Here is a 25,472-nt window from a genome sequence, read left to right as displayed (position 1 = left end):
GCAGGGTCCCGAGAGGTCCCGAATGGGCGCATCGGACGCCCAGGCTTGCGCAATCCATGCACATGAGAGGACGGAGACGCAGATGACAAAAGTGAAGCTCCTGTCGACCACACTGGCGACTCTGCTGGCTTTCGGCCTTGGGGGCGCCCCCGCGTTCGCCCAGGACGAGCCGGCCGCCACCACCGAGGCACCGGCGGCCGACGCACCGGCCGATCCGGCGAGCGAAGCGTCGAGCGACGCGGCGCCCGCGGATGCGGCACCGGCTGGCGAAGAGGCTCCCGCCGAGCAATAATCCAGCGGCAGGGGCGGGCGTAGACCCGCCCCTGCCGGCCGCCGCGTGGCAGGGTCGCGCAAGGCCGGTCGCCCGCCCCGATGACGCGACGCGCATGAAAGACATCGACGAGGTGTTGGCACGACTTTCGAAATCCGCCTTCCGCCGCCGGTTCGAGTTGCGGAAATCGGACCGGGCCTACCTTGTACGTAAGGGTTTGCCGGCCGTGCTCGCCCATGCACGGGGCTTCATCGGCACGCGCCTTGCCGCGGCAAACCCGGTGAACGACGGCCGACAGACGCCGTTCCGCGGCCACCCCGTTTTCGTCGCCCAGCACGCGACGGCCACCTGCTGCCGCGGATGCCTCGAGAAATGGCACGCGATCCCGCGCGGCCGCCCGCTGCAGGCGTCGGAGCAGGACTACATTCTCGCCGTCCTCGAGCGCTGGCTCCAAAGTGCAGCGGGCGAAATGCCTCCACCCGACGAGCCGCTCCTCATCTGATGCCGATTTTCTGCCGGAATTGCCGACAATAAGTGCAGAAAAGCAACACTGCAGGCGGGCAGATCCCCCTTACGGATAAGCCCGTGCTTGCATGCGACAACCGCCGATAGCACCTTGTCGCACATCCGCGTTGCGCGTCGCAGCAGCCTGAACCAGAAGGGGGGCCTTCCCGCATGACGACCGAGCGTTCCACGAGCCGGAGCCTGCGCAAGGACACATGGCGCTTGGCGGTTCTGTCCGCAGTGGCGATGAGCGTTGCCGCTCTCGCCCCGTCGCGGGCGTGGGCGCAGGATATGTTCTCGTTTTTCTGGGACGGCGGATCGCGTTCGGTGATCCCCTTCAGCCCGCAGTACGCCCCGCGCCAGATCATCGTCTCGTTCGGCGACCGCAAGCTCTACTGGATCCACAAGAAGGGCCAGGCGATCAGCTATCCGATCGCGGTGCCGAGGGAGCAAAGCCGCTGGTCGGGCGTCACCAACGTCTCCGACAAGCGCGTCAACCCGGCCTGGACGCCGACCCCCACCATGCTGCGCGAGAACCCGCGCCTCCCAAGCTGGGTCCCGGGCGGCCATCCCATGAACCCGCTTGGCGTGCGCGCGCTCTACCTCGGCTCCTCGACCTACCGCATCCATGGAACGGACGCGCCCTGGACCATCGGCACCGCCGCCTCCAAGGGCTGTATCCGCATGTACAACGAGGACGTCCTGGATCTCTATCCGCGCGTTCCGCTCGGCACGAAAGTGACGGTGACCTGGCAGCGCTTCAGCTAGGTCCTGATCGTTTCGGACCCTGTCCGTCCGAAGCATCGCGATCTCGTCAAAAGCGTGGAGCGGGTGCCGTTCGGCTGAAAGCAAACGTGCCCCAAACCCGGTTGGAGACGCCGGAAAAACGAGACGTTTGGCCCGTACCGAGTTGTAGGTCGCCACAAACCTCAAGCCTCGCTCAAGGCAAATCGTGGAAGCTTGGTTGTCCGGCTTCCTGCGTGAGGCAAAGCGTTCGAGTTGCATTGCGCACTTCCGGAAGTTGCGATTTCGAGCGGCCCCGCGCGGGCTTTGGCAGACACGTCTCCAACGATGGCATCTTGAACGACCGATGACCCAGGCGTACGCCGAGAGACGATCGAGCCGGGGCGACGACGCCGAGCAGGCCGAGCTGACGGGCCCCAAGAAAGTGGCGGCACTGCTGCTTTCGATGGACAAGAGGGTTGCCGCCCGCATCCTGAAGCACTTCGACGAAGACGACATCAAGCTCATCGCGCAGACGGCGACCGACCTTGGCGCGGTGACCAAGGAGACGCTCGATGCGCTCGTCGAGGAGTTCGCCCAGCATCTGCGCAGCGGCGGCGATCTGATCGCCACCGCCCATGAGGTCGAGGCGCTTCTCTCCGGCGTCGTCCCGCCCGAGCAGATCGCCGAGATCATGACTCAGGTGCGCTCGAAGTCGCTGCAGTCGATCTGGATCAAGCTCGGCGAGGTTCCGGAGCTGAGCACGGCGCAATACCTCGCGAAGGAGCATCCGCAGGTCTCCGCGCTCGTCCTGTCGCGCACGCCACCTGTCTACACGGCCGCCGCCCTCAAGATGCTGCCCGCTCCCCTCCGCAACGAGATCATGCGCCGCATGCTCGCGCTCAAGATCGTGCTCGAGAAGCCGATTCAGATCCTGGAAGGCGCCGTAAAGGAGGAGCTGCTCTACAAGAGCGCCAAGAACGCCGGCCCCACCATTCACGCCCGGCTTGCCGACATCATCAACAAGATGGAGCGCAAGCAGATGGACGAGATCCTGACCGACCTCGAGCAGCATCGCCCCAAGGAAGCGGAGCTCGTCCGCAGCCTGCTGTTCACCTTCGACGACCTCTCCAAGCTGTCGCAGCCGGCCCTCGTCACGCTGTTCGACGGCATCCCCGCCGACCGCACGATCACGGCGCTGTTCGGCGCCGAGCCGCGGATGATCGACATGATCCTCGAGGCGACGCCCACGAGAGCCCGGCGCATGATCGAGCAGGAGCTCACCACCGGCAAGAGGGCCACCGCGCGCGAGGTCCAGAAGGCGCGCCGCGCCATCGCCGACGCGGCGATGGAAATGATCGAGAAGGGCATCATTGAGATCGGCAATCCGGACGAGGACGAGGAATGATGCGGGAAGAGCATGTCGAAATCCGCGAATCCGGCGGCCAGCCCGCGACCGAAAAGCTTCTCGAGCCGCCGAAGCTCGAGGTCGAGCGCCTGCACGTACTCAAGGGCGTGCTCGAGCGCCTGGTGACCACGCTGGCCGAGCGTTTCCGCGACTATTGCAACGTCCCGTCGTCGTTTTTCGTCAACCAGATGGAAAGCGGCAACGCATGGGACGTCCTCGAATCCTACGAGGACAGCATCGCCGGCATCTACTATTCCCGTCAGTGGGACTCCAAGATCGTGATCGGCCTCGACCGCCGCTTCATCTTCTCGCTGATCGACGCCGCGTTCGGCGGTGACGGCAGCATGCCGCCCTTCGAGTCCGACCGCCCGTTCACCTCGCTCGAGGCGCGTCTCGCGCGCAGCGTCTTCGGCATCATCATTCCGGAGCTGGAGGACCTCCTCACCCCGATCACGCCGGTGACCTTCGAGCTCGAGAAGCTGGAAACGAAACTCGACTTCCAGATTCTCGGCCAGACCGACATTCCCGTCATCGCCGTGCAGGTTCTGTTTCAGATCCTCGACAACGGCGGGCGCATGTTCATGATCATCCCGCAGGCCGCGCTGCACCCCATCCGCAAGCTCCTCGAGCGGACGCGCGCCCTCGACGGAACGACCGTTGATCCCGAGTGGCAGAAGAAGATGCAGGACGGCCTGGCCTCCTCGGACATGCTGCTCAAGGGCGTCCTCGAAGGCCCCGAGATGACGTTGGACCAGATCGCCGCGCTCGAGCCGGGGCAGATCCTCCGCCTCAACGTCGATACCAAGAGCCTGATCCCGCTCGAATGCCAGAACGAGCGCATCTTCATGTGCCGCTTGGCACAGTCGAAGAGCCAGTTCGCCCTCGTCATCGAAAATCCGGTCGATCGCGAGAAAGAGCTCGTCGCCGATCTGATCTCGGGCTCCCAGGCCCGCTGAGCCGCAAGACCTCTTCGAACGACTTGCCTCTGCATCGCACGCCCGCGTCTTCCCCGGGACACGCGCTGCGTCGACCCGGCGACGGGCCTGACGGAGCAGCGGTGCCTGCGATGCCCCCGCCCCCCGGACCTATCCTTCTGCTCGTAACAGATTTTTAGGTATCACCGTGGAGTATCGTCGAATAAGCGGATCAAAACTCCAGCGCGGGCGGCGAAGAGATGGACATTGCTGATACGGGGACTGGGCCTCACGAGGCCGGTGCTGGCGAGACGCTGGAACGGCGCGCGGCGAGCCTCGTCAATCCCGCATCTGGAATTGCGAACGACTACCTCAATCATTTCAACGAGGTTCTCCTCCTGATCGAGAACCTGCCGACCCTGCTTCCGGAGATGCTCGACGAGCTGCTTGAGTGGAGGCCCGTGACCTACCGGGAATATTTCGCCAAATCGCAGCTCCCGGGCAGCTCGGACGCCCTCGAGATCTACGAAGGGCTCGACGAAGGCTTCCGCCGCGACTTCGAGTGCATCATCGACGGCGTCAACGCGATGGCCACGGCGTCGATCGACGTCATCCGCGCCCATCGCGGGCCCGACGGCGAGGTCGACCCCGCGCGCGTGTCCGACTTCTGCGAGAACGCCTCGTGCGCCATCCGCAGCGCCCTCAACCGCGCCTCCGATCTCGTCAACAACGGAAGAGACAAGCCCGTCGAAACGCCTCAAGGCATGGCGGATCGACTGATTCCATGCGTCGCGTAAAAACCAACAAGATATCGCTGGACGCCAAGGGGCACTTCCAATGGATGAGCTGCTGAAAGACTTTCTGACCGAAACGACGGAGCATATCGAAGGCGCGGAGACCCAGCTCGTCCATTTCGAGCGCAACCCCTCCGACGCGTCGCTGATCACCAGCATTTTCCGCCTCGTCCACACGATCAAGGGCACGTCGAGCTTCCTCGGCCTCGAGCGCCTGGAGCGTGTCGGCCATGCTGCCGAGTCCGTCATGGGCATGCTGCGCGACGGCGTTCCCCCGACGCAGCATTCCGTCACCCTCATTCTCGCTGCCATCGATCGCATCAAGACGATCATCGAGGAGATCGGCATTCACGGCGCCGAGCCTCCTGGCGACGACAGCGCGATCATCGACTCACTCGAAGCCTATTACGCCGCCGGCACCGCTACAGCCTCCGCACCGGCCGCAGATGCTGAGCCGCCCGCACCCGCCGCTGAGAGCGAGAGCACGCCTGCGCCGGCGCCCGAGCCGTCCGCTCCCATCGCAGCCGCATCCCCCGAGCCCGAGCCTGCCCCCGTCAAGGACGCCGCCAGGGCGGCCGATCCCGGTGCCCAGTCGCAGGAGAAGGCCAAGGGCGGCTCCACGGCCAACCAGGAATCCATCCGCGTCTCGGTCGATACCATCGAGCGCATGATGCAGCTCGTCTCCGAGCTCGTCCTCTCGCGCAATCAGCTTCTCGAGCTGGCGCGCCACCGCGAGGACGATGCGATCAAGACGCCGCTTCAGCATCTTTCGACGCTCACCAGCGACCTGCAGGACGCCGTCATGCGCGCCCGCATGCAGCCCGTGGGCCGTCTCTACGCGAACCTTCCCCGTCTCGTCCGCGAGCTGTCGACCAGCCTCGGCAAGAGCATCGACCTCGTCACCGAGGGCGCCGATACCGAGCTCGACCGCCAGCTGATCGAGGTCATCCGCGATCCGCTGACTCACTTGATCCGCAACTGCGCCGACCACGGCATCGAGCGCCCTGAGGAGCGACTGGCAGCCGGCAAGCCCGAGCGCGGCGAGATCCGCGTCTCCGCCGCCCACGAGGCCGGCCAGATCACCATCGACATCGCCGACGACGGCAAGGGTCTCGACACCGAGCGCATCAAGAAGAAGATCGTCTCGCAGGGCCTCGCCACGGAGCAGGAGCTCCGCGCGATGAGCAACGAGGAGATCTACCGCTACATCTTCGAGCCCGGCTTCTCGACCGCCCAGGTCGTCTCCAACGTCTCGGGCCGCGGCGTCGGCATGGATGTCGTGCGCTCGAACATCGAGGCCATCGGCGGCTCCGTCTCCCTGTCCTCCGTGGAGGGCAAAGGCAGCCGCTTCTCGCTCCGCATTCCGCTGACGCTCGCCATCGCGCCGGCCCTGATCATCGAGGTGGCCGGCCAGCGCTTCGCCCTGCCGCAGACCTCGGTCGTCGAGGCCGTGAGCCTCGGGGCCAACTACAAGGAGCTCATACAGAACGTCCAGAACGCGCTCGTTCTCAAGCTGCGCGAGGAGGTCATTCCCGCGGTCGAGCTGCGCAACGTGGTCGGTCTCGGCGCCGAGGCCGGCGAGCCGAGCGAGAAGCTCGCCGTCGTCATGCGGGTGGGCACGGATTCGTTCTGCATCATCGTCGACGGCGTAGCCGATATTCAGGAGATCGTCGTCAAGCCGCTTTCGGCTTCCCTGGCGCACCTCAAGGTCTTCAGCGGCCACACCATCCTCGGCGACGGCTCGGTCGTCCTCATTCTGGATCCTTCGGGCCTCGCCTCGAACCTCGGCATCGAGAAGTCGACCGAGAAGAAGCGCGAGACGGCCCGCGACCAGAACGCCCTCGAGCGCCGCCGCCTCGTCATGTTCAAGGCGGGCTCAGGCGCGGCGAAGGTTCTGCCGCTCTCCCTCGTCTCCCGCATCGAGATGGTCGAGACCAGCCGCATCGAAAGCTCGGACGGCCGCCTGATGGTGCTACTCCAGGATCGTCTGATGCCGATCGTGCCGATCTCCTCCGAGATGGATATGTCGCAGCCGGCCTATCCCGTGCTGGTGGTCGCCGCCGACGGCCGCGCCATCGGTCTCGTGGCCGACGAGATCGTCGACATCATCGAGGAGAAGCTCGAGATCCAGCTCGCGAGCTCCAACTCCGCGCTCGTGGGGTCGGCCGAGATTCGCGGCGAGGCCGTCGAGCTGATCGACGTTTCGCACTTCATCCGCCTGGCCGAGGCCGAAAAGAGGATCATGACGCCCCAGCGCGTCCTCTTCGCGGCCGACGATCAACTGGTGCGCGACATGCTCTGCCCCGCGCTCTCCGCCGCCGGCTTCAGCCTGGTCGCCACCGCCATCCCGTCCGACACGGGCGAGTTCCTCGCCCAGATGGCATCGTACGATGCGGTCATCCTCGACGCGGACGCATCGAGCCTCGCATCGCCCGCCATGCTCCGCGCCTTGAAGGACAGGAAGGATGCCGCCCGCACGCCGGCCATCGGCATCAGCCGGAACCCCACGCCGCGCGCCACGCGCATTGCAACCGACAACGGCATGGTCGCCCTCCTCAGCAAGCACGATCGCGACACGCTGATCGAGACCCTGGCCTACGCCCTCGACGCCGCGGCAGACGCCAAGGCCGCAAGCATGGAGCTCGCAGCATGAGCGCCGCCGCCGCCCTTCCCTCGACCTCGGACGTCCCGACCGCCGGAGAGGAAAGCTATTTCACGGTGTTCGCCGGAGGCGAGGCGTTCGGCCTCTCCGTCCTGCACACGCAAACGATCTTCCGCATCACCAACGTGACGCCGATCCCGCTCGGCCCGGCCGACATCGTGGGGCTGGTCAACCTGCGCGGCAAGATCGTGACCGCCGTCAGCCTGCGCCGCCGTCTGCGCATTCCCCAGGATGACGTCCAGAACTCGCTTGCGATCGGCATCGAGCACAAGGGCGAGAACTTCGCGCTCATCGTCGACGAGGTCGGTGACGTCATGACGCTCGACGGCTCCATGAGGGTGCAGATCCCCGCGCACTTCGACCCCGCGCGGTCCCGCTTCATGTCGGGGCTCTACAAAGTGGGAAATCTTCTCGTCCCGGCCCTCAATATCGGGACGCTCTTCGATTTTACGGCTTAGGCGACCGCCGCTCGCGACTTCCTTGAAGCGACGGGCGTCGGGATATGATGTGACGCGTATAGGTGAGTGACATGAAGAAAGCGCTCGTGGTGGACGATTCCGGCTTCATCCGGAAGATTGCGAGACAGATCCTCGAGAACATGGGTTTCGAGGTTGCGGAAGGCAAAGACGGCGCCCACGCGCTCGAGCAGTGCGAGACCTCGCTGCCGGACCTCGTTCTTCTGGACTGGAACATGCCCGTCATGAGCGGGCTCGAGTTCCTGACCAAGCTCCGCAAGATGCCGGGCGGCGATGGCCCGCAGGTCGTCTTCTGCACGACGGAGAACACGCGCGACAAGATCCTGACCGCGCTCGAGGCCGGCGCCACCGAATACATCATGAAGCCGTTTGATCAGGAGATCATCCGCACGAAGCTCGAGCAGATCGGAATGGTCTGAGATCGCGGCGACCTGCGGCGCTCGCCGCTGCCCTCGCTCCGCAATCGGCTCCCCATCAAGAAGTTGCAAGGTATCATGTCCCAAGCGTTCGACGCCCTTTGCGAGTATCTGCGGCGCAACTCCGGCCTCGTGATGGAGCAAAGCAAGAAATACCTCGTTGACAGCCGCGTCATGCCGATCGTTCGGCGCGAGAAGCTCTCAAGCCTCGACGAGCTCGTGGCCTTGCTGATGAAGGGCCAGTCCCCGAAGCTCGCAAAGGACGTCATCGAGGCGATGACGATCAACGAGACCTACTTTTTCCGCGACAAGTCTCCCTTCGACCAGTTCCGCTCCTTTATGCTCCCGGCCCTCCTGGCCGCGCGCCAGAACGACAAGCGGCTACGCATCTGGTCGGCGGCCGCATCGACCGGCCAGGAAGCCTACTCGCTAGCCATGATCCTCGACGAGTTTGCCTTCCGCACGCCAGGCTGGAAGATCGAGATCATCGCCACCGACCTCTCGGAGCAGGTGCTGGAGAAGGCGCGCAAGGGCGTCTATTCGCAGTTCGAGGTTCAGCGTGGCCTGCCCACTCCGATGCTGTTGCGGCACTTCAACCAGATCGGTGAAAGCTGGCAGCTCTCCGACCACATCCGCTCCAAGGTGACGTTCCGCCCGCTCAACCTGCTGTCGGATTTCAGAACGCTCGGCCGTTTCGACATCATCTTCTGCCGCAACGTGCTGATCTATTTCGACGCCGCCCGCAAAGCGGACATCCTGGGGCGCATGACCCGGAGCCTGGCGTCCGACGGCTATATGCTCCTCGGCGCCTCCGAGAGCCTGATCGGCCTCAAGACCGATCTCATCTCGCACCCCGAGCACCGCGGCATCTTCCTGCGCACGGGGACGGCTCCGGCGGCCGACCCCGCCCCGCTCCCCCAGCGCCTTGCGCAACCGGCCCCGACATTGCCCGCTGGCTTCGCGGCGACCGCCATGGCGTCATCCGCCCGCTTCCGCACCGCCGGCTGATCGAGATCGCGATCCTGGATGCAGCGCGGCGGCTCACACCCGCCGCGTTTCGCCGTTTTGCCGTTCCTTGTCGGACCTAGCGAGCTCGCTGCCTCTTTTGAGCTGAGCCACCCGGGCGAGGTCGGCCGCTTCCGCGCCCTTGAGGTCGACATCGACGAGCGCGGCAAGCGCGGTGCTCGCCAGCGCCTCCCGGTGTCCGCTCCGCCCCGTCGGCTGGAGACGGCCGAAGCTCGTCGCCTCGCCGCGTGCGGGCTCGACGCCTGTCGAAGCGGCCGGCCGTGCGGCGATCATCTGCTGGAGTGCGGAGATGCTCCGATGGGCAGTGCCGATTCCCGCTACCCGGCCGTCGCCCGCGAGGGTTTGAGCGGCCTGCGCGAGATCCCCGTTAGCCCCGGCCGCACCCGCGTTGCCGATCCAGAGCGCCTCCCGCGCACGCCGGCTGACGAGCCCGGGCAACACTTCTCCACCGGCCTTGTTGTACTGCTGGAAGATATCGCGCACGGCATCGAGGTCGCCGCGCCGCGCCGCATCTCCGAGCCCGCTCCCGATCCAGGCCGTGCCGGCGTTGTAGGTCAGGGACGTGAGCGCGGCCTTGGTGCCCTCGTCGAGATGAGGCGCCGCCTTCTCGACGATCGAACGCGCCGCGGAAATCTCGTTCTGAAAGCGTCGCTCGGCCTCGGCGCGGTCGATGACCTCGCCTGCGAACTTCGCCCGCGTGCCGTACCCGTTCGAGAACTGCGCGTAGTCCCAGGACGCCTGGGGCGTGTAGCCCTCGAAGGTACGGATCGCATCCAGATAAAAGCTGTGCATGGCAGGGATCGCTCTCCTCCGGCCTGCCTTGTTAACCCGGCGCCCTTGCGCAAGGCTGACGGGACCTCGCACGATCGTCCCCGCGCAACGAGAGGCGCCCCCGAGCGGGGGAGCGCTGTTCTGGCACGGCAATTGCGTAGGGATCAATGTGTCCTTGTTTGGTACGAACATGCAGCTTTCGGTAAGCCTCCGCGCACGAATCTCGGCGCTCGGCGAGCTCTCCCGCCCATTGGGGGAGACGCGGGCCGCGACCCTGGCCCGTGCCCTCGCCGCCGCGGTTGCCGCCGACGTGAGCCAGGGACGCAACCCCGATCCCACCATCGATGCCTGGATCCGCCGGCTGGCCGCGGAGATCGCCGAGAAGGCCCCGGCACCGGACGCAGGCGCACGACGATCGGGCATACGCCGCATCGGCGACGTGCTGCCGGAAATCCATGGCAAAGCATGATTGAGGCCGCCCGCGCCGGGTCTCGGCAGACCCGCGCCCCGAGCCCCAAAAACCCATAAAATTTGAGCCAATTTTTGCGCCGGCGTCTAAGCCGACCTCAACAGGCCCTGGGGTAAAAGAATGAAGCTGCCCGCCGAGAAGAGGCAAGCAAAAGCAGGGATCAGGGTCGTTCAATCATGCAGGACAAGTCTCAAGCCACCGTACTGCGTCAGCGTCGCGACAACATCCGCGAGTGGCTCGACGAGGAAGCGCCTTACACCGAGGTCGATCAGCGTCACCTCGACGCCCATACGCCCGAGCGCGCCTACTGGCACCACGGCTATCAGGCCGCTCTGACGGACATCATGGCTATGCTCGCCCTTGAAGGCGAAAAAACCGACACCTCGGGCATTCCCAATTAGTGCCGGCCGGACGGTCGGGATGCATGCGGTTACCGGGCGGCTGGAACTCGTGGAAGAGCTCGCACTCCGCGTGGAAGGCCGCCTCGCCCGTCGTCACGCACCGGTACTTGAACAGGTTGCCCGAGCCGATGAGTTGCAGAAGCTTGTCGCGGATGTCCCCATCGGCGCGGCCGACATAGTGGACGTAGAATCGGCCGTCGGGCCCCTTGTGGCCGAGCACGAAGGCGCCGGGCGCAACGCGCGGGATGGCGTTGGTGATCTCATCGTACGCGAGCCGGAAGGGCCCAAGAAGTCCAGTGCTTGTCATAGTTCTCGCCCGTCTGACATCCGATAGGTAGATCACGTTCATTTTCGGACTCTCACGCACGACACTGACACTCTTCAGGCGACGCTAAACATAGAGGCCGTCGCCACCCCTGCGAAGACCTCCGCCACCGGTATCCTTATCATCAGGTGGGGGACGATACGAGGGATGACCACCCCCGGTCTCTGCCGAGCCGCCCTGACCGCCCGATGAGCCCGCAAGTCCCTGCCCCGGACCGGACGACTGCCCCTGCGGCGCAGCCGAGCCCGGATTGCCGAGCCCGGCGAAAGCCCCGCCGAGGGAGCGGCCCGCTTCGCTCTGCGGCGCGGCCGTGATGCCGTCGACGGAATAGCCCGCTGCGGAGAGGGCGTTGGTGAGCGCCTGCCGCTCGCGCTCGATGACCTGAAGCGTCTCGCTCCGCTGCGCTTCGAGATGGACGACGATCGCATTGTCCTTGAGCGCGATGCGTATCGTGACGGCACCCATATTGGCGGGCTTGAGCTCGAGATTGAGCACCTTCACCACGCCGTCCGACGCCTCGCCCAGTCCGGCCGTCTTGACCTCGGCGCGCACATGCCGGGCGATCTGCTCGCTGATGGGCTCCGGAGCGACGTCGGCGCCGTCTGATCCGCCCACCGCGCCGGCCGGTTGCGGCGTGGCGCCGGCGAGCGCCATGAACACCGCCGAACCCTGTTGCTGCGCGCCGCCACCGGACGCCCCGCGCCCATCCGCCGGCCGGCCGTCATGCCCGGCGATGCCTTGATCCGCGAACGCCGTGGAGCCGCCCTGATCCGAGGCCTCTGCCGTCGCTGCCACGCGCGGTGCAAGACCGCCCTCGGGCTTCGCCTCCACCACCGCTCCCACCCCATCGCGCAGCCGCACGAGCCTCGCCGCCTCGTCCGCCGATTGCGAGAGACCTGCGGCCTGCGTGATCGCGTCTGCCGTCCCCTCAGCGCCCGACAGTGCCGCGAAAGCCTCCGCAGATGACCGATCGAGCGCAAGGTGCGTCTCCTGGCCAGTGACCGTGACCTTGAGGGTCATGGCGTCCGCCGGAAGGTCGCGGGACACGGCCTTGCCGGATCTCAGGAGAGCCAGCAACTGCGCCGCATCGAGCGTCTCGCCGCCGTCTGCGGAGAGCCCGGCGTGTTCGCTGCCTTTATCCCCCGTTCCGGAGGAAGCGCCCGGAGATCCTCCGGCACCGGGGAAATCCGCCGCATCGCCGTGCGAGCCCGGCCCGGCACCGAGCGCGACCAGCATCGCCGAAAGCTCGGCCGCCGTGGCCGGCTCCGCCCGCGGCACCTCCGTTTCACCGCCCGGCCGGTCGCCCCCGCGATCCTGGCCCGCATCGTTGCGTCTCCGGCCGTTCTCGCGCGTGCGATCCGACGCGACGCGGCTCTCCTGGGCCGGTTCGCCCGAACGTGAGGCCGTCTCGAGCGCATCGCGAAACGAGGGCGCGCCGCTCTCTCCCGCAGAGCCGCCCGATGACGACGGCCGCGCACCCGACGCCGGGGCGATGGGGCCTGAGCTCAGGGCCTGTGCAGCACTCATGGCGACGCCTCTTCCAGAAGTGAGTTGACCTTGCCGAGCAGCACCTCGGCCCTGGCGACCGACTCAGGCGCCGGCTCGTCGAGCGCGGCCGGCGGCGGCGACGGCCACCGTCCCACCGCCCCCGCGACCGCGATCGCCGAATCGCGCACCTCACGGTCGGGGATCGCCAGTTGCGTCGCGTCCACTGCATTCAGGATCTCGAGTCCCTGTCCGAAATCCGGCGTCGCCGCAAGGGCTGCGCCTTCGAACAGCTTCGCGCGCTGATACGACCGGCTGCCGGCCTGCGAAAGCTCCCGCGCCTTTCCGGCCGCAAAGCGTGCGATGTCGATGTTGCCGCCTTTCGTCGCCTCCTCCGCGATCGCGAGATAGAGCCCGACACGCTCCGCCGCGGGGACCTTCATGAGCTCGGTCTCGGCGCGCGAGATCCAGTCGGAGGCGCGCTTGAAGTTCTGCTTGGCGACGCCGGCGAAGAACTGGCGGCGGAAGCTATGCGCGAAGAGCGAATTCGGGAACCGCCGGGAGTATTGCGCGGTGAGAAGGTCGAAGCGCTCGAGATCGCCTTCCCGTGCCAGCAGCAGGATCTGCTGGCGTAGCGCGGCCTCCTCGATCAGCGTTCCGGGCGAGAGGAGACGCGCCTCGTCGAAGAACGCGATCGCCTTGGCGGCATCCTTCCTGCTGGCCAGCGTTCCTTGAATGAGGGCGACGATCCCGCCCAGGAGGGGATCGAGCGTGCGCGCCTCGAGCTTGCCGAGGAGACCCATCGCATCGACGACGCGGCCCTCTCCATAGGCTAGCGCACCGCGCAGCGCGCGCCGCTCCGTATGCGCCGTCTTGGGGCGATCCAGAATGGGCTTCAGGACGACGGGATTGCCGCCCGAGAGAACGAAGAAGATCACCGCGCGCACGTTGCGCACGTCGTCCCAGACCGCAACGGGAAGCCCGCTCATCTGCGCGCCGATGTCGCGCATCATCTGGCGCTGCTGCTCATGCGCCGAGAGGCTGCCGGATGCGACGGCATCCTGCACCGAGCGCAACGAGCGGATCAGCATGTAAGGTTGCTGCGCGGTCTCGACGGGCGCGGCTTCAGGCCAAAGCGGCGGCAGCGCGGGCGTCTCTCCGCCCTCGCTCGCGGCCGTGTCATCGCCCGCCGCCGCGTGCGGGGCCTCATGATTCGCCGCGGCCGCGGCCGCCGTCACGAGCGGCTGGGCCGCGCAAGCCGCACCGACGAGGAAGCCGGCGAGAAACGGGAGCATCCGCCGCAGACAAGGGTCGATCACGGCTTGGGCCTCACCAGGATCTCGATCCGCCGGTTCTGGGCCGCGGCCGGATCTGACGCGATCTTGAGCGCGCGGTCCGCGTGCCCCTCGATACTTTCGAAGCGCACCTCGCTCACGCCGCCGCGCACGAGCATGTAATAGGCCATCTGCGCGCGCTCCATCGACAGGCGCCAGTTGTTATTTCGCTCCGTCCTGAACGGCCGGGCATCCGTATGGCCGCGCAAGATGATGCCGCCGTCGTAGGACGCCAGCACCTTGGCCACTTTTTCCATGACGACGACCAGCTCCGGCCGCGGCTGTGCGGACGCGCTGTCGAACATGCCGAAACGGAAGTCGTCCGTCAGACTGATCAGCACCCCCTCGTCCACCCGCTTGACCTCGATCTCGGGTTTTTTGTCCGAAGCGAGCCCCTTGAGCGCGTCGGTGAGCGCATCCGAAAGCGCCTCTACGGTCTTGTCGATGGCCGCCGCAGCCGCGGACGCCGCGTCCTTGGCCGCCTCCGGGCTCACCTCGAGCGACGGCTCGAGGCCCGGCGGCGACGGATGCCGTCCGGGCTCTGCGAGCGTCAGCTGCTCGTGCTCGCTCTGCACCGATTTCGGCGGCGCTCTCGCCTGGCCGGCGAACGGGTCGAACGGGTTGCTATAGCTGTCGCCGCTGCTGAGCGTCGTGTCGTCTTTCGACACGTTCGTCTGGCTGGACTGGCCTGCGGCCGTCGCGGCAAGACGCGCCAGGACCCCGTAGGGATCGTTGAACAGCTCCTCCTCGGCCTGTTGCGCGGACCCCTCGGGACGCACGCCGTCTCCGCCCGACGCCGCCCCGCCCTTCTTCTTGTGCGTGCCGTCGACAGCGCTGAGCTTGGCGTCGTCGTCGGCGGCGTTCTCGGAAGGCGCGGCTTTCGGGGTTTCCTGCGACTCCTGGATACCCTTGACCGTCGGCCGCTTCGAATTGAGCTTCAGCGGGTTGAAATAGGTTGCGATCTGCTGGATTTTTTCCTTGTCCGAGACGTTGAGCAGCCACATGACGAGGAAGAACGCCATCATCGCCGTCATCAAATCGGCGAACGCGATCTTCCAGGCGCCCCCATGGTGCCCGTCGTCGCCCTCGCCGCCGCGCCGGCGGACGATGACGACCTCGTGCGCAGCCGTCGCATCGCCGTCGGCACTCATCGTTCGCTCCCCGAAATGGCGTCCGCCCACGCCCCGATCTCGGTCGCGAGGACCGTCTCGTCAGCGTTGACGGTGACATCGACCCCCGCCCCAGCCACGAAGGACACGCCGGCATGGCCAGCGGCAAGGCGCGCCTCGATGCGCTCCAGAAGATCGGCCGGGCCGGTGATCGCGATCCGGGCGTACGTGCCCTTCGAAAGCATGTCGTTCAGCACACGAGACAGCGCCTCGACCGCGCGCGCCCGCACCTCGGCGTGGAGCACCGGCTTCAGCGCGTCGCTCACGAGATCCGAGATGCGCCTTTCGAAATCCGCGATCGCCCCGGCAAGCAACCCGCCGAGACGCTCGCCCTCTCCGGCAGCCCACGCCTGCCGCTCTGCCGCGAGCTTCTGCGCGAACGCCTGAGCCTCAGCGGCAGCCCCCGCCTCCTGCTCCGCCTGTAGCGCGGCGCGCCCCTCGAGAACACCGCGCGCATGCGCTTCCTTGATGCGGAAATCAAGATCGGAGGCATCCTCCGTATCGATCGCGCCAAGGCCGCGCCGGCGGGATGCATCTGCAGAGAGGTCCCTGAGATAGAAGGCAACCGGAAGGGCCGTCATGCGATGCCCTCACGCATCCACGCCTTGAGGATGTTGGCGGCCTGCTCTTCGTCGAGGGCAACCATCTGCTCGAGCCGCCGCTGCGAGAGCCGCATGACGTCGTTGGTGATGTCCGCGATCAGGTTGGGATCGCGCTTGATGCCGAGCAACTCGGCCGTCGCGACCGTCGAATCGAGAGCCGGCACCTCGGGCTCATCGGTCGCCGTCAGCAGCGATCCGTCGTCCGCATCCTCCGCCACGGAGGTTGCAAGCGCGCCGCCCGCGACCTGCCCCTCGCGTTGCTCGAGCAGCAAGCGTATCACCGGCCTCAGTCCGAACGTCACGACGATGAAGACCAGCCCCAGCACCGTCAGAGCCTTGATCAGCCCGGTTGCGAGATCGATCAGCGGCCCCACGAGGTTTGCGGAATTGAAGCTCGCGTCCGCATGCGCGGTCTCCGCGAACTCGACCGCAACCACGCTGATCTGGTCGCCGCGCTTGAGGTCGACGCCGGCCGCCGTCCCGACGAGCCGCTCCACCTCTTTCACCTGGGCCTGGACGGCCTCGGGCGTGGCCGACTCGCCGAGCGTCTCGAGCAGTCGCTTGCGGTTCAGCACGACGGCGATCGTCAGGGCTTCGATGCGGTAGCCCTCGCTCGTCGTCTGCACTGTCTTGGTGTTGAGCTCGTAGTTCGAGAGATCCTCGCGCTTCTCGTTCGTGCGCTTCGACTGATCACCCCCGGCGCCGTCCGCGGCCTGGTCCGGAACATTCTGCTCGACGCCCACCGGCGAGCGGCTGGCGGTATTCTCCTGCTTGCCGGTCTCCTTGACCACGCGCAGCGAGCGCTCGACCTTGGAATCGGGATCGAAAGTTGTCTCGTTGGTCTGCCGCCTGTCGAGATTGAGGTTGGCCGCGACGCTGACCTCGAAGTTGTCGAGCCCGAGGTACGGCGTCAGCGTCTTGCGGACGTTATCGCTCAAATCCTTGCTGACGGTCTTCTCGAGCTCGATCTTACGGCTCGACGTCGAGGAGCTGGCATCGCCGGCCGAGGCGAGCACCGTGCCGTCGGTGTTGAGCACGCTGATGTCGTCGACCCCGAGACCCGGCACGGCCGCCGACACGAGATGACGAATGGCTTGCGCAGTCGAAGCATCCGCCGCCATTTCCGTGCGGATCACGACGGACGCCGACGCCGGCTGACGTCCGCGGCGGAAGGAGCCCGTCTCCGGAAGCACGATATGGACGCGGGCGGCCTTGATCCCCTTCATGGCCTGGATCGTGCGGGCCAGCTCGCCTTCGATGGCGCGCACGCGCGTGACCTCCTGCATGAAGGAGGTGAGGCCGATGGGGCCGAGCTTGTCGAACAGCTCGTAGCCGGCGTTGGAACTGGACGGCAGCCCCTTTTCGGCGAGCAGCATGCGGGCCTGCGCCGTCTCCTCGCGGCGAACCATGACCTTGGTCCCCTCCGCGTTGACGTCGAAGTCGATCCCCGCCTCCTTGAGCACGGCGCCGATCCGGCTGACGTCCTGCGCGTTGAGCCCGGCATAGAGCGTGTCGTAGTCGGACCGGCTGAGGTAGTAGCTGCCGAACGCGACGGAAGCGAACACGGCGAGCCCCACGATGCCGAGCGCCGCCAGACGCTTCATTCCGAGCGCAAGCAGGTTTCCCCAAAGCTTTTCGAGTTGTTCGAGTCCGAGCATTGCCGACCCAGTTGCCTGCGCGCATTTACGGATTGATGCCGAACGATATTTTGAGAAATCAAGCTTGCGCGGGAATTGCCATGGCCGCGCGCGGCGCGCCCGTGGGCCCAAAAGCCGAAGGCCACGTCTTATGACGTGGCCTTTGCGCAAGCCTGACGCCGTTGAGGCGGGAAAGGATGGACCCCGATCGCTCCGAACCTACGGGTCCGAAGCGTGAGATATCGGTTCCATCAAAATCTGGCGTATGGCTCCGTCGGGATCAAACCCAACGCTCTAGCTCTGGAACAACCGCAGAATCATCTGCGCCGACTGGTTGGCGATGCCGAGCGCCTGCACACCGAGTTGCTGGCGCACCTGCAAGGCCTGCAGCCGTGTCGATTCCTCGTTCATGTCCGCATCGACGAGCTGGCCGATGCCAGTATCGATTGAATCCATCAGCTTGTTGACGAAATCCTTCTGCTGGCTGGTGCGCGACTTGGCGGCACCGAGCAGCGTCGCCGCATCCGTCATGGTCTTGAGGGCGGCATCCACCCCTTCCGCCATCGCAACAAGACCGGCGAGGTCCACGGGATCGTCCGTTATGCCGCTGATGTCGATGCCGTTGCCGGCTCCCGCGATGGAAAAGCTCGCCGTTGTGCCGGCGAGCGTATATGAGGCAACCGAATCGAGGATGCCAGCCGCCGCCCCGGTGCCGGTGTCGAACAGCATCGTGCCCGTTGGCCCGACGTTGAGCTCGATCGTTCCGATCACGATGGACCCGGTGCTATCGCGGGAGAACGAGGCGACGATCGTCTTCGTGCTCGGACCAGCCACCGAATCACCTTGCAGCCAGTTCTCGCCCGAAAACACCGCCGAGCTTGCGGTGTTCCTGAGCTCCGCCTGCAGCTCCGAGATTTCTTTCTGGATCTTGCCGCGGTCCAGCCCGGGCGTGTAGGCGGCGACCAGCTTGGCCTGGATCTTGGTGATGGTCTCGATGGCGCTGTTCAGCGCCGTGACGGCGACCTCGATGGTTGCAGCCCCGAGACCGAGCGCGTCCTCGACGGTCGAGACGGCGGCGCGATCGCTGCGCATCGTCGTGGCGATCGACCAGTAGGCGGCGTTGTCGGACGCATCCTTGACCTTGAGGCCTGTCGAGACGCGGTTCTGCGAGACCAGCAGCTCCTTGTTGGTCTGGGACAGGGTTTGCAGCGCGGTCATGGCCGCGACGTTGGTGTTGATACTGCTCATTCCAGTGCCCCTTCACCGATTCGTACGACATTGTTTCGTTCGAACCTTGTGCGGGGATTGCGGACGGGCCTCCCCCGAGGACGCCTGCCCAGCGAATCAAAAAAAAGCCGCGACCCTGGGCGGGTCGCGGCCTTCGCTGAAGCGGAGACGCCTCTCGGCGATTACTGGAACAGTCTGAGAATCTGCTGCGCCGACTGGTTGGCCATGCTGAGCGCCTGCACGCCGAGCTGAGAGCGAACCTGCAGAGCCTGCAGCCGGGTCGATTCCTCGTTCATGTCTGCATCGACGAGCTGGCCGACGCCGGTATCGATGGCATCCATCAGGCTCTGGGCAAAGTCTTTCTGGATATCGATGCGTGTCTTGATGGCGCCGAGCGCCGTCGCCGCGTCGGTCATGTCCCTGACGGCCGTATCGACCGTTTCCCACATATCCTTGATGAGGTCGAGATCGGCGGTGTCGTCAGTGAGCGCCTTGATATCGAGATTGAGCACGGTAAAGGTTGTCGAACCCACCGTCTGCTCGGTGTTGAGAATGCCGCTGGCGGAACCCGAGGCGGTGTCGATAAGGCGGGTCGTGTCGAGATCGACGGTGATGGTGCCGATCGAGATCGAGCCATCGCTTGCGCGCGCGAACGAGGACACCAACGTGCGGGTTGTCGTGGCATCCGTGCTATCGCCCGTCAGCCAGTTCTGGCCGTTGAAGGTTGCACCCTCAATGATGGCCTTGAGCGATTCCTGAAGTTCCTTGATTTCGCTTTGGATCTTCGAGCGATCGACGCCGGGCGTGCGGGCTGCGAACAGCTTGTCCTTGATCTTGCCGGCGACCTCGATGGCGCTCTCGATGCCCTTGGAAGCGATTTCGGCCGTGGCCGAGCCGAGGCCGAGGGCGTCGGCGACCGTCGAGATCGAGCTCTTGTCCGCCCGCATCGTCGTCGCGATCGACCAATACGCCGCGTTATCGGAGGCATTGTTGACCCGGTAACCGGTCGAAACGCGGTTCTGCGTGATCAGCGTCTCTTTGTTGGTCTGGTTGAGAGCCTGCAGCGCCGTCATCGCTGCAATATTGGTATTGATACTGCTGCCCATCGTGGAATCCCCTTCCGACTCGTCTGACCCGCTCCAAGTCGGGTTTCGATGGTCAAACGTAGGATGTGTTGCTTACCGAACGGTTAAAGTGTGTTCCAAAATCACCAAATGCGGTTCTCCAAGCCTCCGATCCGGCGTCCTGCAAGCCTCGCTCAAGGCCGGCGTAAGTTTCGGCGGCAGAACGCAGAAAAGGCCGCGCCCGGGGGGCGCGGCCTTCGATCGTGAGAGAGAAGAAAAAGACTATCTGAAGAGCGACAGAATCGACTGTGCCTGCTGGTTGGCGATGCTGAGCGCCTGGATGCCGAGCTGCTGGCGAACCTGCAGGGCCTGCAGACGGGTCGATTCCTCGTTCATGTCCGCATCGACGAGCTGGCCGACACCCTTGTCGATCGCCGTCTTCATGGCGTCCGCGAAATCCTTCTGGATGTCGATACGCGTCTTGATGGCGCCGAGGCTGGTTGCCGCGTCGGTCATCGAGCCGATCGCTTCATCGACGGAGCTCATCATGTCCGTGATGACGGAGAGATCGTCGGTGTCGTCGGTGAGCGAGCTGATGTCGAGGTTGAGAACGGTGTACGTCGTCGAGCCGCTGGTGCTCTCCGCATTGAGGAAGCCCGTAGCCGAGCCCGAAGAAGCGGTATCGACGAGACGGGTCTTGTCGAGATCGACGGTGATGGTGCCGATCGAGATCGAGCCATCCGAGCCGCGCGTGAACGACGAGACGATCGAACGCGACGTCGTCGTGGCCGTGCTGTCGCCCGTCAGCCAGTTCTGGCCGTTGAAGCTTGCGCCGTCGACGACGGCCTTGAGCGACTCCTGGAGCTCCGTGATTTCGCTCTGGATCTTCGAGCGGTCGACGCCGGGCGTACGGGCTGCAAGCAGCTTGTCCTTGATCTTGCCGGCGATATCGAGGGCGCTCTCGATGCCCTTGGAGGCGATCTCAGCCGTGGCCGAGCCGAGGCCGAGGGCATCCGAAACAGCCGAGATCGAGCTCTTGTCACCGCGCATCGTCGTCGCGATGGACCAGTAGGCGGCGTTGTCGGAGGCGCTGGCGACGCGCAGACCGGTCGAGATGCGGTTCTGCGTCTGAAGCATTTCGGAGTTGGTCGAACGAAGAGACTGCAACGCGGTCATGGCCGCGATGTTCGTATTAAGGCTACTCATATCTTTACCCTTACGCTACGCGATAACGGCCGATCAATCGGCCACGCTACACCGCGGCAGCGCGCTCGGGCTTATTCCCCCCGACACCCAATCTGCCACTGACATGCACCATAAGCCCGATATATTGATCCCGAGTTAAACAGGGCTTGCCGCCCCCCATAAAATCGTCCCGGTCATGGCCGGGGGCGTCGGGAGGTCTCGACGTCCCGGATCCGACGGATCACGGGAAAGATCTGACGAGGCCCCCGATCAGCAGATTCCAGCCGTCGATCAGCACGAAGAACAGCACCTTGAACGGCAAGCTCATCACGGTGGGCGGCAGCATCATCATGCCCATCGACATCGTGAGCGTCGCCACGATGAGGTCGATGACCAGGAACGGCAGGACGACCAGGAAACCCATCTCGAAGCCGCGGCGAAGCTCCGAGATCATGAACGCCGGGATCAGCACCCTGAGCTCGACCGGCGCATCCGCCGTGCGCGGGCCGAAACGCTCCTGCGCGAGATCCTCGAACAGCTCGAGGTCCTTCGGCCTGACGTTAGCCTGCATGAACTCGCGCAGCGGCTGCGTGATCTGCTGATAGGCTTCCTCCTCGCTGATCTTGTTCTCGGCGAACGGCTTGAGGCCGTTCTGCCAGATCCGGTCGAAGGTCGGCGCCATCACATAGAAGGTCATGAACAGCGCCAAGCTGACCAGGATCATGTTGGCGGGCGTCGTCTGCAGGCCGAGCCCCGACCTGAGCAGGGACAGGACGATGACGAACCGGGTGAAGCACGTCACCATCATCAAGAGTCCCGGCGCCACCGACAGCATCGTGATCAGCACGATGAGCTGCACCATGCGCCCGGTGACGGTCTGCTCGCCGGAGGGAATGAGACCCTCCAGACTGAGACCCTGCGCGAGCGCCGCGCCGGGGAGCAGGATCAGCATCATGAGCGAGAAGACGGCGAGCCGCTTCATTCGATCACCACACCATGAACGATGACGTCCTTGATATGCTCCCGGTCGCGGATCGTGGCTCTGTCGATGAAATCCTCGCGCAGGTTCTGGAACCCGCTCGGCCCCTCGAATTGCGACAGCGTGGCCGTTCTGAGGTAAGCGACGAAATCCTCGGCCACCTGGCCCGCCAGGATATCGGCGCCGAAGTCCATTCCCTGCACCAGGAGCGAGGCTTCGATGCGGATCCAAGCATCCTGCGGCTGCGCGAGATTGACGACGATCGGCGTCATGGCGACGAGCTTTGCGGTGCCGTCCACGCCCTGGACCACCGATTTCGCCGCATCCCGGTCCGTTGGCTCGCTCTTCGCGCTTGCAACGTCCACCGTCTCGACCTGTGGCGCCGACAGATCGGCGAGAAAAAACCCGAAGCCTGCCCCGAGGCCCAGCGCAAGGACGGTGACGATGACGAACCCTATCAGTCCGCCGCCGTCCTTGCCATCCCCCGTCGCCTCCGCGCTGGCCATCAGCTCGCCCCTCAGAACGGAGTGAGGAGATCGAAGAGCTGCTGGCCGACGGCCGGCTGCTGCACCTCCGTGATGCGGCCGCGTCCTCCGTAGGAGATGCGCGCTTCGGCAACCTTGTCGTATTCGACCGAGTTGTCGGTCGAGATGTCGCGCGGCCGCACAATGCCGGCCACGCTGAGCTCGCGGACCTCGTAATTGACGCGTACTTCCTGGCTGCCGCTGATGATGAGGTTGCCGTTCGGCAGCACGCCGGTCACCACCGCTGCGATCAGGAGCTCGATCTTCTCCGAGCGCGTGATGCCGCCCTTGCTGTCGGTCGAGGTTTCGCCTGCCGCCTCGACTTCGACGGAGAGATCGCCTTGATGATTGAGCCCGCCCGAGGTCTGGAAGTCATACCCGACCCTCGGCTTGAGGCTGCTCTTCGCATCCCGCGAGCGCTTCGAATTGTTGTCGAGCGTCGCCTTGTCCTTGATCGAGATCTTGACCGTGACGACGTCGCCGATCTTGCGCGCCCTCGGATCGCGGAAAAGATCGGCGCTGGCATCCTGCCAGATGGAGTTTCCGGGGCGGTAAGCCGGCTGGGGCATGGGCTCAGCGGGCAGCGGCACGCGGTCCGCAAGCAGCCCCGAGCCGACGGCGCTCAGCGCCGGTTGACGATTGATGTCTGAGATCTCGGTGGCGCAGCCGCCGGCCGCGAGCGCCAGCACCGCACAAACGGCCAAGGCCGGCACGCTTGGGCGCGCCGGCTTCGGTGAAGATCGAGGTTTGGCCTGCTGCGTCATCTCGGCACCTCCGCGGGACCGCCCGCATCCTGCGGTCCACCCTCCGGAGGCGAGCCCGGCGAGGCCTGCCGCACCGCGCTCTGCCTGCCGGACGAAACCCGCCCCGCGCCCGAAATGATGGAAGCGATCTTGGCGGCGCGCTCCGAATCCATCTCGCTCATGATCTGGCTTGCCACCTTCGTCTCCAGCTTCATCACCACGGCCGCAGCCATTTCCTCGTCGAGCGTCGCCAGCTGCACCGCCGCCGCATCGGCCCGCATGCGCGTATAAAGCCCCACGAGCTTTTCGTGAGCCTTGCGTGAGAAGTCGTCACGCCTCTCGAGCCAGCGCTTGTACTCCTCGGTCCTGATCTCGAGTTGCCGGGCCTTCTTGTCGAGCTCGGCCTCCATGTCGGCGATCTTTTTCGCCTGCCACGCAAAGCGCGCGTCGGCCGCGCTGTCGGCGGTATTGAAGCAGTATTGCTGGGCGGTGCTGGCATTGGAGGGCAGCGCATCGAGCGGCCCGGGCTTCTGAAAAAGCCCCTCTGCACCGTCGCCCGGGAGCGAGGAGGCGCCCGTCTCGACGGCGCTCGTCCCACCCGCCGCAGCCACCGCCTGGGGAGCGAGGGGCCGCACGGGCGAAAGGCTGTCGCGGCCGATCTCGGGCACGCCGCGCGGAGCCGCCCCCTGAGCCGCCGGAGGCACCCCCTGGATCGTCGCCGGCGCCTGCGCCCCCGATTGGGGCAATGCCCCGGTCACGATCGGCGACCACGCGCCTTGTGGCGCAGCAGGACGAGACGACAGAGCGGTGGAGTGCGGCGAAGGAAAGTAGCGGGGATCGACATAGGCCGGCACGCGGTTCATGGAGCCCTGCGGCATCGGCACGGTGAGCGTCCCGCCCGGCGCCGTCGCCACCGTCGGCGTCCAGCCCTGGGCCGCAGCAGGCGGCACGAGGCAGCCTGCGGCACCCGACACGGCGAGCAGAAGCCCCGCCACGCCCGCCGCGACCAGACCCCGGACCCTGCTCTTAGCCTGACGGAGCGCCATCATTGCACCACCAGCTCTGCCTGAAGCGCCCCCGACGTCTTGATCGCTTGCAGGATCGCGATGATCCCCGTCGGCTTGAGGCCCATCATGTTGAGCCCCCGCACCAGCGTCTCGAGGTTGGTGCCACCCATGATCGCGAGGTTCGCGCCCTCCTGGTTGACGGAGACGAGCGTGTCCGGGACGACCACCGTCCGCCCATCCGAGAAGGGTTCCGGCTGCGAGACATTGGCGCCTTCCGTGATCCGGACCGTGAGGCTGCCGTGCGAGACCGCGACCGTGTGGATCTGCACGTCGCGGCCGATGACCACCGTCCCGGTCCGCTCGTCGATCACCACCCGCGCCGGCCCATCGGCCTCCGTATAGAGCTCGCCGACCTCGGCGAGAAACCGGGCCGCCCCCACGTTGCGCGGCCGCTGCAGCACCACGGTGCGCAGATCCTGCTCGCGCGCCACCTGCCGGCCGTATCTCTCCGTCGCGAAGGCATTGATCGTGTCGGCGATGCGCACGGCCGTAGTGAAATCAGGGTTGCGCAGCTCGAGCACGAGCATCTGCTCGTCGTCGAGCATGCCCGCGACCTCGCGCTCGACGAGCGCGCCGTTGGGGATCCGCCCCGTCGTGGGAACGTTCTGGCTGACCGATTCCGCCCGTCCCGTCACACTGAAGCCGCTGACCTGAACCGGCCCCTGTGCGACGGCATAGACCAGGGTATCGGCGCCCGAGAGCGGCGTCATCACCAGCGATCCGCCGGAGAGCGAGGTGGCATCGCCAAGCGAGGACACCGTCACGTCGATCCGCGAGCCGTTGCCCGCGAACGGCGGCAGGTCGGCCGTAACGAGCACGGCCGCGATATTGCGCGTGCGCGCGTTCGTGCTGCGGATATTGACGCCCATCTGGTCGAGCATGGATTGCAGCGACTGCTCGGTGAAGGGCGCGTTGCGCAGGCTGTCGCCGGTGCCGTTGAGGCCGACCACGAGGCCATAGCCGATGAGCTGGTTCTGACGCACGCCCTGCACGGCGGTGATGTCCTTGATCCGCACGCTCGCGCTGCTGCCCGCGAGCGCGGGCAGGCATGTCAGCAGCAGAAATCCGAGAGCTGCGAGCGTGCGCCTCATGGTATCCCTACGAGCACGGTGCCATCGGCCTGCACCCGACCGCGGATGGTCGTTCCGCTATCGGTGTTGCGCAGACTGATGATATCCCCGGGCGCCCCCGATTGGAGGGAGGTCGCCGTCGCGGAGATGACGAGCCCCCCCGACTTGAAGAAGATGACGGCCGGCTGGCCCTGTTGAACCGCATAGGGCTCGCGGACACCGCCGA

At 65.9% G+C, this 25,472-nt stretch carries 28 protein-coding genes; 12 read left to right on the top strand and 16 right to left on the bottom strand.

Going from position 1 to position 25,472, the window contains the following annotated elements; translation table 11 throughout:
* Positions 1–82 precede the first annotated feature (82 nt).
* The 10 genes from V7082_RS01170 to V7082_RS01125 all read left to right on the top strand — a co-directional run bounded on the left by V7082_RS01170 (position 83) and on the right by V7082_RS01125 (position 9,176).
* The gene (locus V7082_RS01170) at positions 83–292 is read left to right on the top strand and encodes a hypothetical protein (RefSeq protein WP_334145617.1); all 210 of its coding nucleotides are present in this window, start codon (positions 83–85) and stop codon (positions 290–292) included.
* A 94-nt stretch (positions 293–386) separates the two neighbouring features.
* Positions 387–773 carry a DUF4186 domain-containing protein gene (locus tag V7082_RS01165; RefSeq protein WP_334145616.1) on the top strand — a complete coding sequence of 129 codons (387 nt, stop codon included), beginning with the start codon at positions 387–389 and terminating at the stop codon, positions 771–773.
* A gap of 173 nt (positions 774–946) precedes the next feature.
* Entirely contained in the window at positions 947–1,543 is a 597-nt protein-coding gene (locus tag V7082_RS01160) for a L,D-transpeptidase (RefSeq protein ID WP_334145615.1), read from the top strand.
* 322 nt (positions 1,544–1,865) lie between these two features.
* Entirely contained in the window at positions 1,866–2,906 is a 1,041-nt protein-coding gene (locus V7082_RS01155; RefSeq protein ID WP_334145613.1) for a flagellar motor switch protein FliG, read from the top strand.
* Positions 2,903–3,862 (top strand): flagellar motor switch protein FliM, encoded by a 960-nt coding sequence (locus V7082_RS01150; protein ID WP_334145611.1) that lies wholly within the window; start codon positions 2,903–2,905, stop codon positions 3,860–3,862. Before V7082_RS01155 ends, V7082_RS01150 begins: the two co-directional genes overlap by 4 nt.
* Positions 3,863–4,080: 218 nt before the next feature.
* On the top strand, positions 4,081–4,617 hold the full coding sequence (locus tag V7082_RS01145; RefSeq protein ID WP_334145609.1) for a hypothetical protein: 537 nt from the start codon (positions 4,081–4,083) through the stop codon (positions 4,615–4,617).
* Positions 4,618–4,657: 40 nt separating this feature from the next.
* Positions 4,658–7,267, top strand: a complete 2,610-nt coding sequence (locus tag V7082_RS01140; RefSeq protein ID WP_334145607.1) for a chemotaxis protein CheW — start codon at positions 4,658–4,660, stop codon at positions 7,265–7,267.
* On the top strand, positions 7,264–7,734 hold the full coding sequence (locus V7082_RS01135) for a chemotaxis protein CheW (protein WP_334145605.1): 471 nt from the start codon (positions 7,264–7,266) through the stop codon (positions 7,732–7,734). The genes V7082_RS01140 and V7082_RS01135 overlap by 4 nt, the downstream gene beginning before the upstream one ends.
* A gap of 71 nt (positions 7,735–7,805) precedes the next feature.
* Positions 7,806–8,171 (top strand): response regulator, encoded by a 366-nt coding sequence (locus tag V7082_RS01130; protein ID WP_334145603.1) that lies wholly within the window; start codon positions 7,806–7,808, stop codon positions 8,169–8,171.
* Positions 8,172–8,246: 75 nt separating this feature from the next.
* Positions 8,247–9,176 carry a CheR family methyltransferase gene (locus V7082_RS01125; protein WP_334145601.1) on the top strand — a complete coding sequence of 310 codons (930 nt, stop codon included), beginning with the start codon at positions 8,247–8,249 and terminating at the stop codon, positions 9,174–9,176.
* A gap of 33 nt (positions 9,177–9,209) precedes the next feature.
* Here the strand turns inward: V7082_RS01125 and V7082_RS01120 are convergent, their stop codons facing one another.
* The gene (locus V7082_RS01120) at positions 9,210–9,986 is read right to left on the bottom strand and encodes a lysozyme (RefSeq protein ID WP_334145599.1); all 777 of its coding nucleotides are present in this window, start codon (positions 9,984–9,986) and stop codon (positions 9,210–9,212) included.
* A gap of 154 nt (positions 9,987–10,140) precedes the next feature.
* On the opposite strand from V7082_RS01120, the gene V7082_RS01115 reads away from it, so the two are divergent.
* Both V7082_RS01115 and V7082_RS01110 read left to right on the top strand, forming a co-directional pair.
* The gene (locus V7082_RS01115) at positions 10,141–10,434 is read left to right on the top strand and encodes a hypothetical protein (RefSeq protein ID WP_334145598.1); all 294 of its coding nucleotides are present in this window, start codon (positions 10,141–10,143) and stop codon (positions 10,432–10,434) included.
* Between the two features lie 176 nt (positions 10,435–10,610).
* On the top strand, positions 10,611–10,835 hold the full coding sequence (locus tag V7082_RS01110; RefSeq protein ID WP_334145596.1) for a hypothetical protein: 225 nt from the start codon (positions 10,611–10,613) through the stop codon (positions 10,833–10,835).
* Here V7082_RS01110 and V7082_RS01105 read toward each other — a convergent pair.
* The 15 genes from V7082_RS01105 to flgA all read right to left on the bottom strand — a co-directional run.
* Positions 10,783–11,142: a hypothetical protein gene (locus V7082_RS01105; RefSeq protein WP_334145594.1), complete on the bottom strand. Its 360-nt coding sequence runs from the start codon at positions 11,140–11,142 to the stop codon at positions 10,783–10,785. The two genes, V7082_RS01110 and V7082_RS01105, sit on opposite strands and share 53 nt — an antisense overlap.
* Positions 11,143–11,226: 84 nt before the next feature.
* Positions 11,227–12,687 carry a flagellar hook-length control protein FliK gene (locus V7082_RS01100; protein WP_334145592.1) on the bottom strand — a complete coding sequence of 487 codons (1,461 nt, stop codon included), beginning with the start codon at positions 12,685–12,687 and terminating at the stop codon, positions 11,227–11,229.
* Positions 12,684–13,964: a hypothetical protein gene (locus V7082_RS01095; RefSeq protein WP_334145591.1), complete on the bottom strand. Its 1,281-nt coding sequence runs from the start codon at positions 13,962–13,964 to the stop codon at positions 12,684–12,686. The genes V7082_RS01100 and V7082_RS01095 overlap by 4 nt, the downstream gene beginning before the upstream one ends.
* Entirely contained in the window at positions 13,961–15,130 is a 1,170-nt protein-coding gene (locus V7082_RS01090; protein ID WP_334145590.1) for a flagellar motor protein MotB, read from the bottom strand. The genes V7082_RS01095 and V7082_RS01090 overlap by 4 nt, the downstream gene beginning before the upstream one ends.
* Positions 15,127–15,729 carry a hypothetical protein gene (locus V7082_RS01085; RefSeq protein WP_334145588.1) on the bottom strand — a complete coding sequence of 201 codons (603 nt, stop codon included), beginning with the start codon at positions 15,727–15,729 and terminating at the stop codon, positions 15,127–15,129. Before V7082_RS01085 ends, V7082_RS01090 begins: the two co-directional genes overlap by 4 nt.
* Positions 15,726–17,408, bottom strand: a complete 1,683-nt coding sequence (gene fliF / locus V7082_RS01080; RefSeq protein WP_334145586.1) for a flagellar basal-body MS-ring/collar protein FliF — start codon at positions 17,406–17,408, stop codon at positions 15,726–15,728. The genes V7082_RS01085 and fliF overlap by 4 nt, the downstream gene beginning before the upstream one ends.
* Positions 17,409–17,681: 273 nt before the next feature.
* A complete protein-coding gene (locus V7082_RS01075) occupies positions 17,682–18,635 on the bottom strand; it encodes a flagellin N-terminal helical domain-containing protein (protein ID WP_334145585.1) in 954 nt (317 codons plus the stop codon).
* Between the two features lie 161 nt (positions 18,636–18,796).
* Positions 18,797–19,720, bottom strand: coding sequence for a flagellin N-terminal helical domain-containing protein (locus V7082_RS01070; protein WP_334145583.1), 924 nt, complete (start codon positions 19,718–19,720; stop codon positions 18,797–18,799).
* A 240-nt stretch (positions 19,721–19,960) separates the two neighbouring features.
* Positions 19,961–20,884 carry a flagellin N-terminal helical domain-containing protein gene (locus tag V7082_RS01065; protein WP_334145581.1) on the bottom strand — a complete coding sequence of 308 codons (924 nt, stop codon included), beginning with the start codon at positions 20,882–20,884 and terminating at the stop codon, positions 19,961–19,963.
* A 220-nt stretch (positions 20,885–21,104) separates the two neighbouring features.
* Positions 21,105–21,845 carry a flagellar type III secretion system pore protein FliP gene (gene fliP / locus V7082_RS01060; protein ID WP_334145579.1) on the bottom strand — a complete coding sequence of 247 codons (741 nt, stop codon included), beginning with the start codon at positions 21,843–21,845 and terminating at the stop codon, positions 21,105–21,107.
* Positions 21,842–22,348 carry a flagellar basal body-associated FliL family protein gene (locus V7082_RS01055; protein WP_334145577.1) on the bottom strand — a complete coding sequence of 169 codons (507 nt, stop codon included), beginning with the start codon at positions 22,346–22,348 and terminating at the stop codon, positions 21,842–21,844. The genes fliP and V7082_RS01055 overlap by 4 nt, the downstream gene beginning before the upstream one ends.
* 11 nt (positions 22,349–22,359) lie before the next feature.
* The gene (gene flgH, locus V7082_RS01050) at positions 22,360–23,130 is read right to left on the bottom strand and encodes a flagellar basal body L-ring protein FlgH (RefSeq protein ID WP_334145576.1); all 771 of its coding nucleotides are present in this window, start codon (positions 23,128–23,130) and stop codon (positions 22,360–22,362) included.
* Positions 23,127–24,158: a MotE family protein gene (locus tag V7082_RS01045; RefSeq protein WP_334145574.1), complete on the bottom strand. Its 1,032-nt coding sequence runs from the start codon at positions 24,156–24,158 to the stop codon at positions 23,127–23,129. Before V7082_RS01045 ends, flgH begins: the two co-directional genes overlap by 4 nt.
* Entirely contained in the window at positions 24,155–25,267 is a 1,113-nt protein-coding gene (flgI, locus tag V7082_RS01040; RefSeq protein ID WP_334145572.1) for a flagellar basal body P-ring protein FlgI, read from the bottom strand. Before flgI ends, V7082_RS01045 begins: the two co-directional genes overlap by 4 nt.
* Positions 25,264–25,472: flagellar basal body P-ring formation chaperone FlgA (gene flgA, locus V7082_RS01035; protein WP_334145571.1), on the bottom strand; the 209-nt coding region annotated here is incomplete at its 5' end. The genes flgA and flgI, both read right to left, overlap by 4 nt.

The organism is Hyphomicrobium sp. (genome assembly GCF_036833075.1).
Classification (GTDB): domain Bacteria; phylum Pseudomonadota; class Alphaproteobacteria; order Rhizobiales; family Hyphomicrobiaceae; genus Hyphomicrobium_C.
The sequence above is the reverse complement of the archived record's forward strand: the minus strand, read 5'-3'. Positions and strand labels throughout refer to the sequence as shown.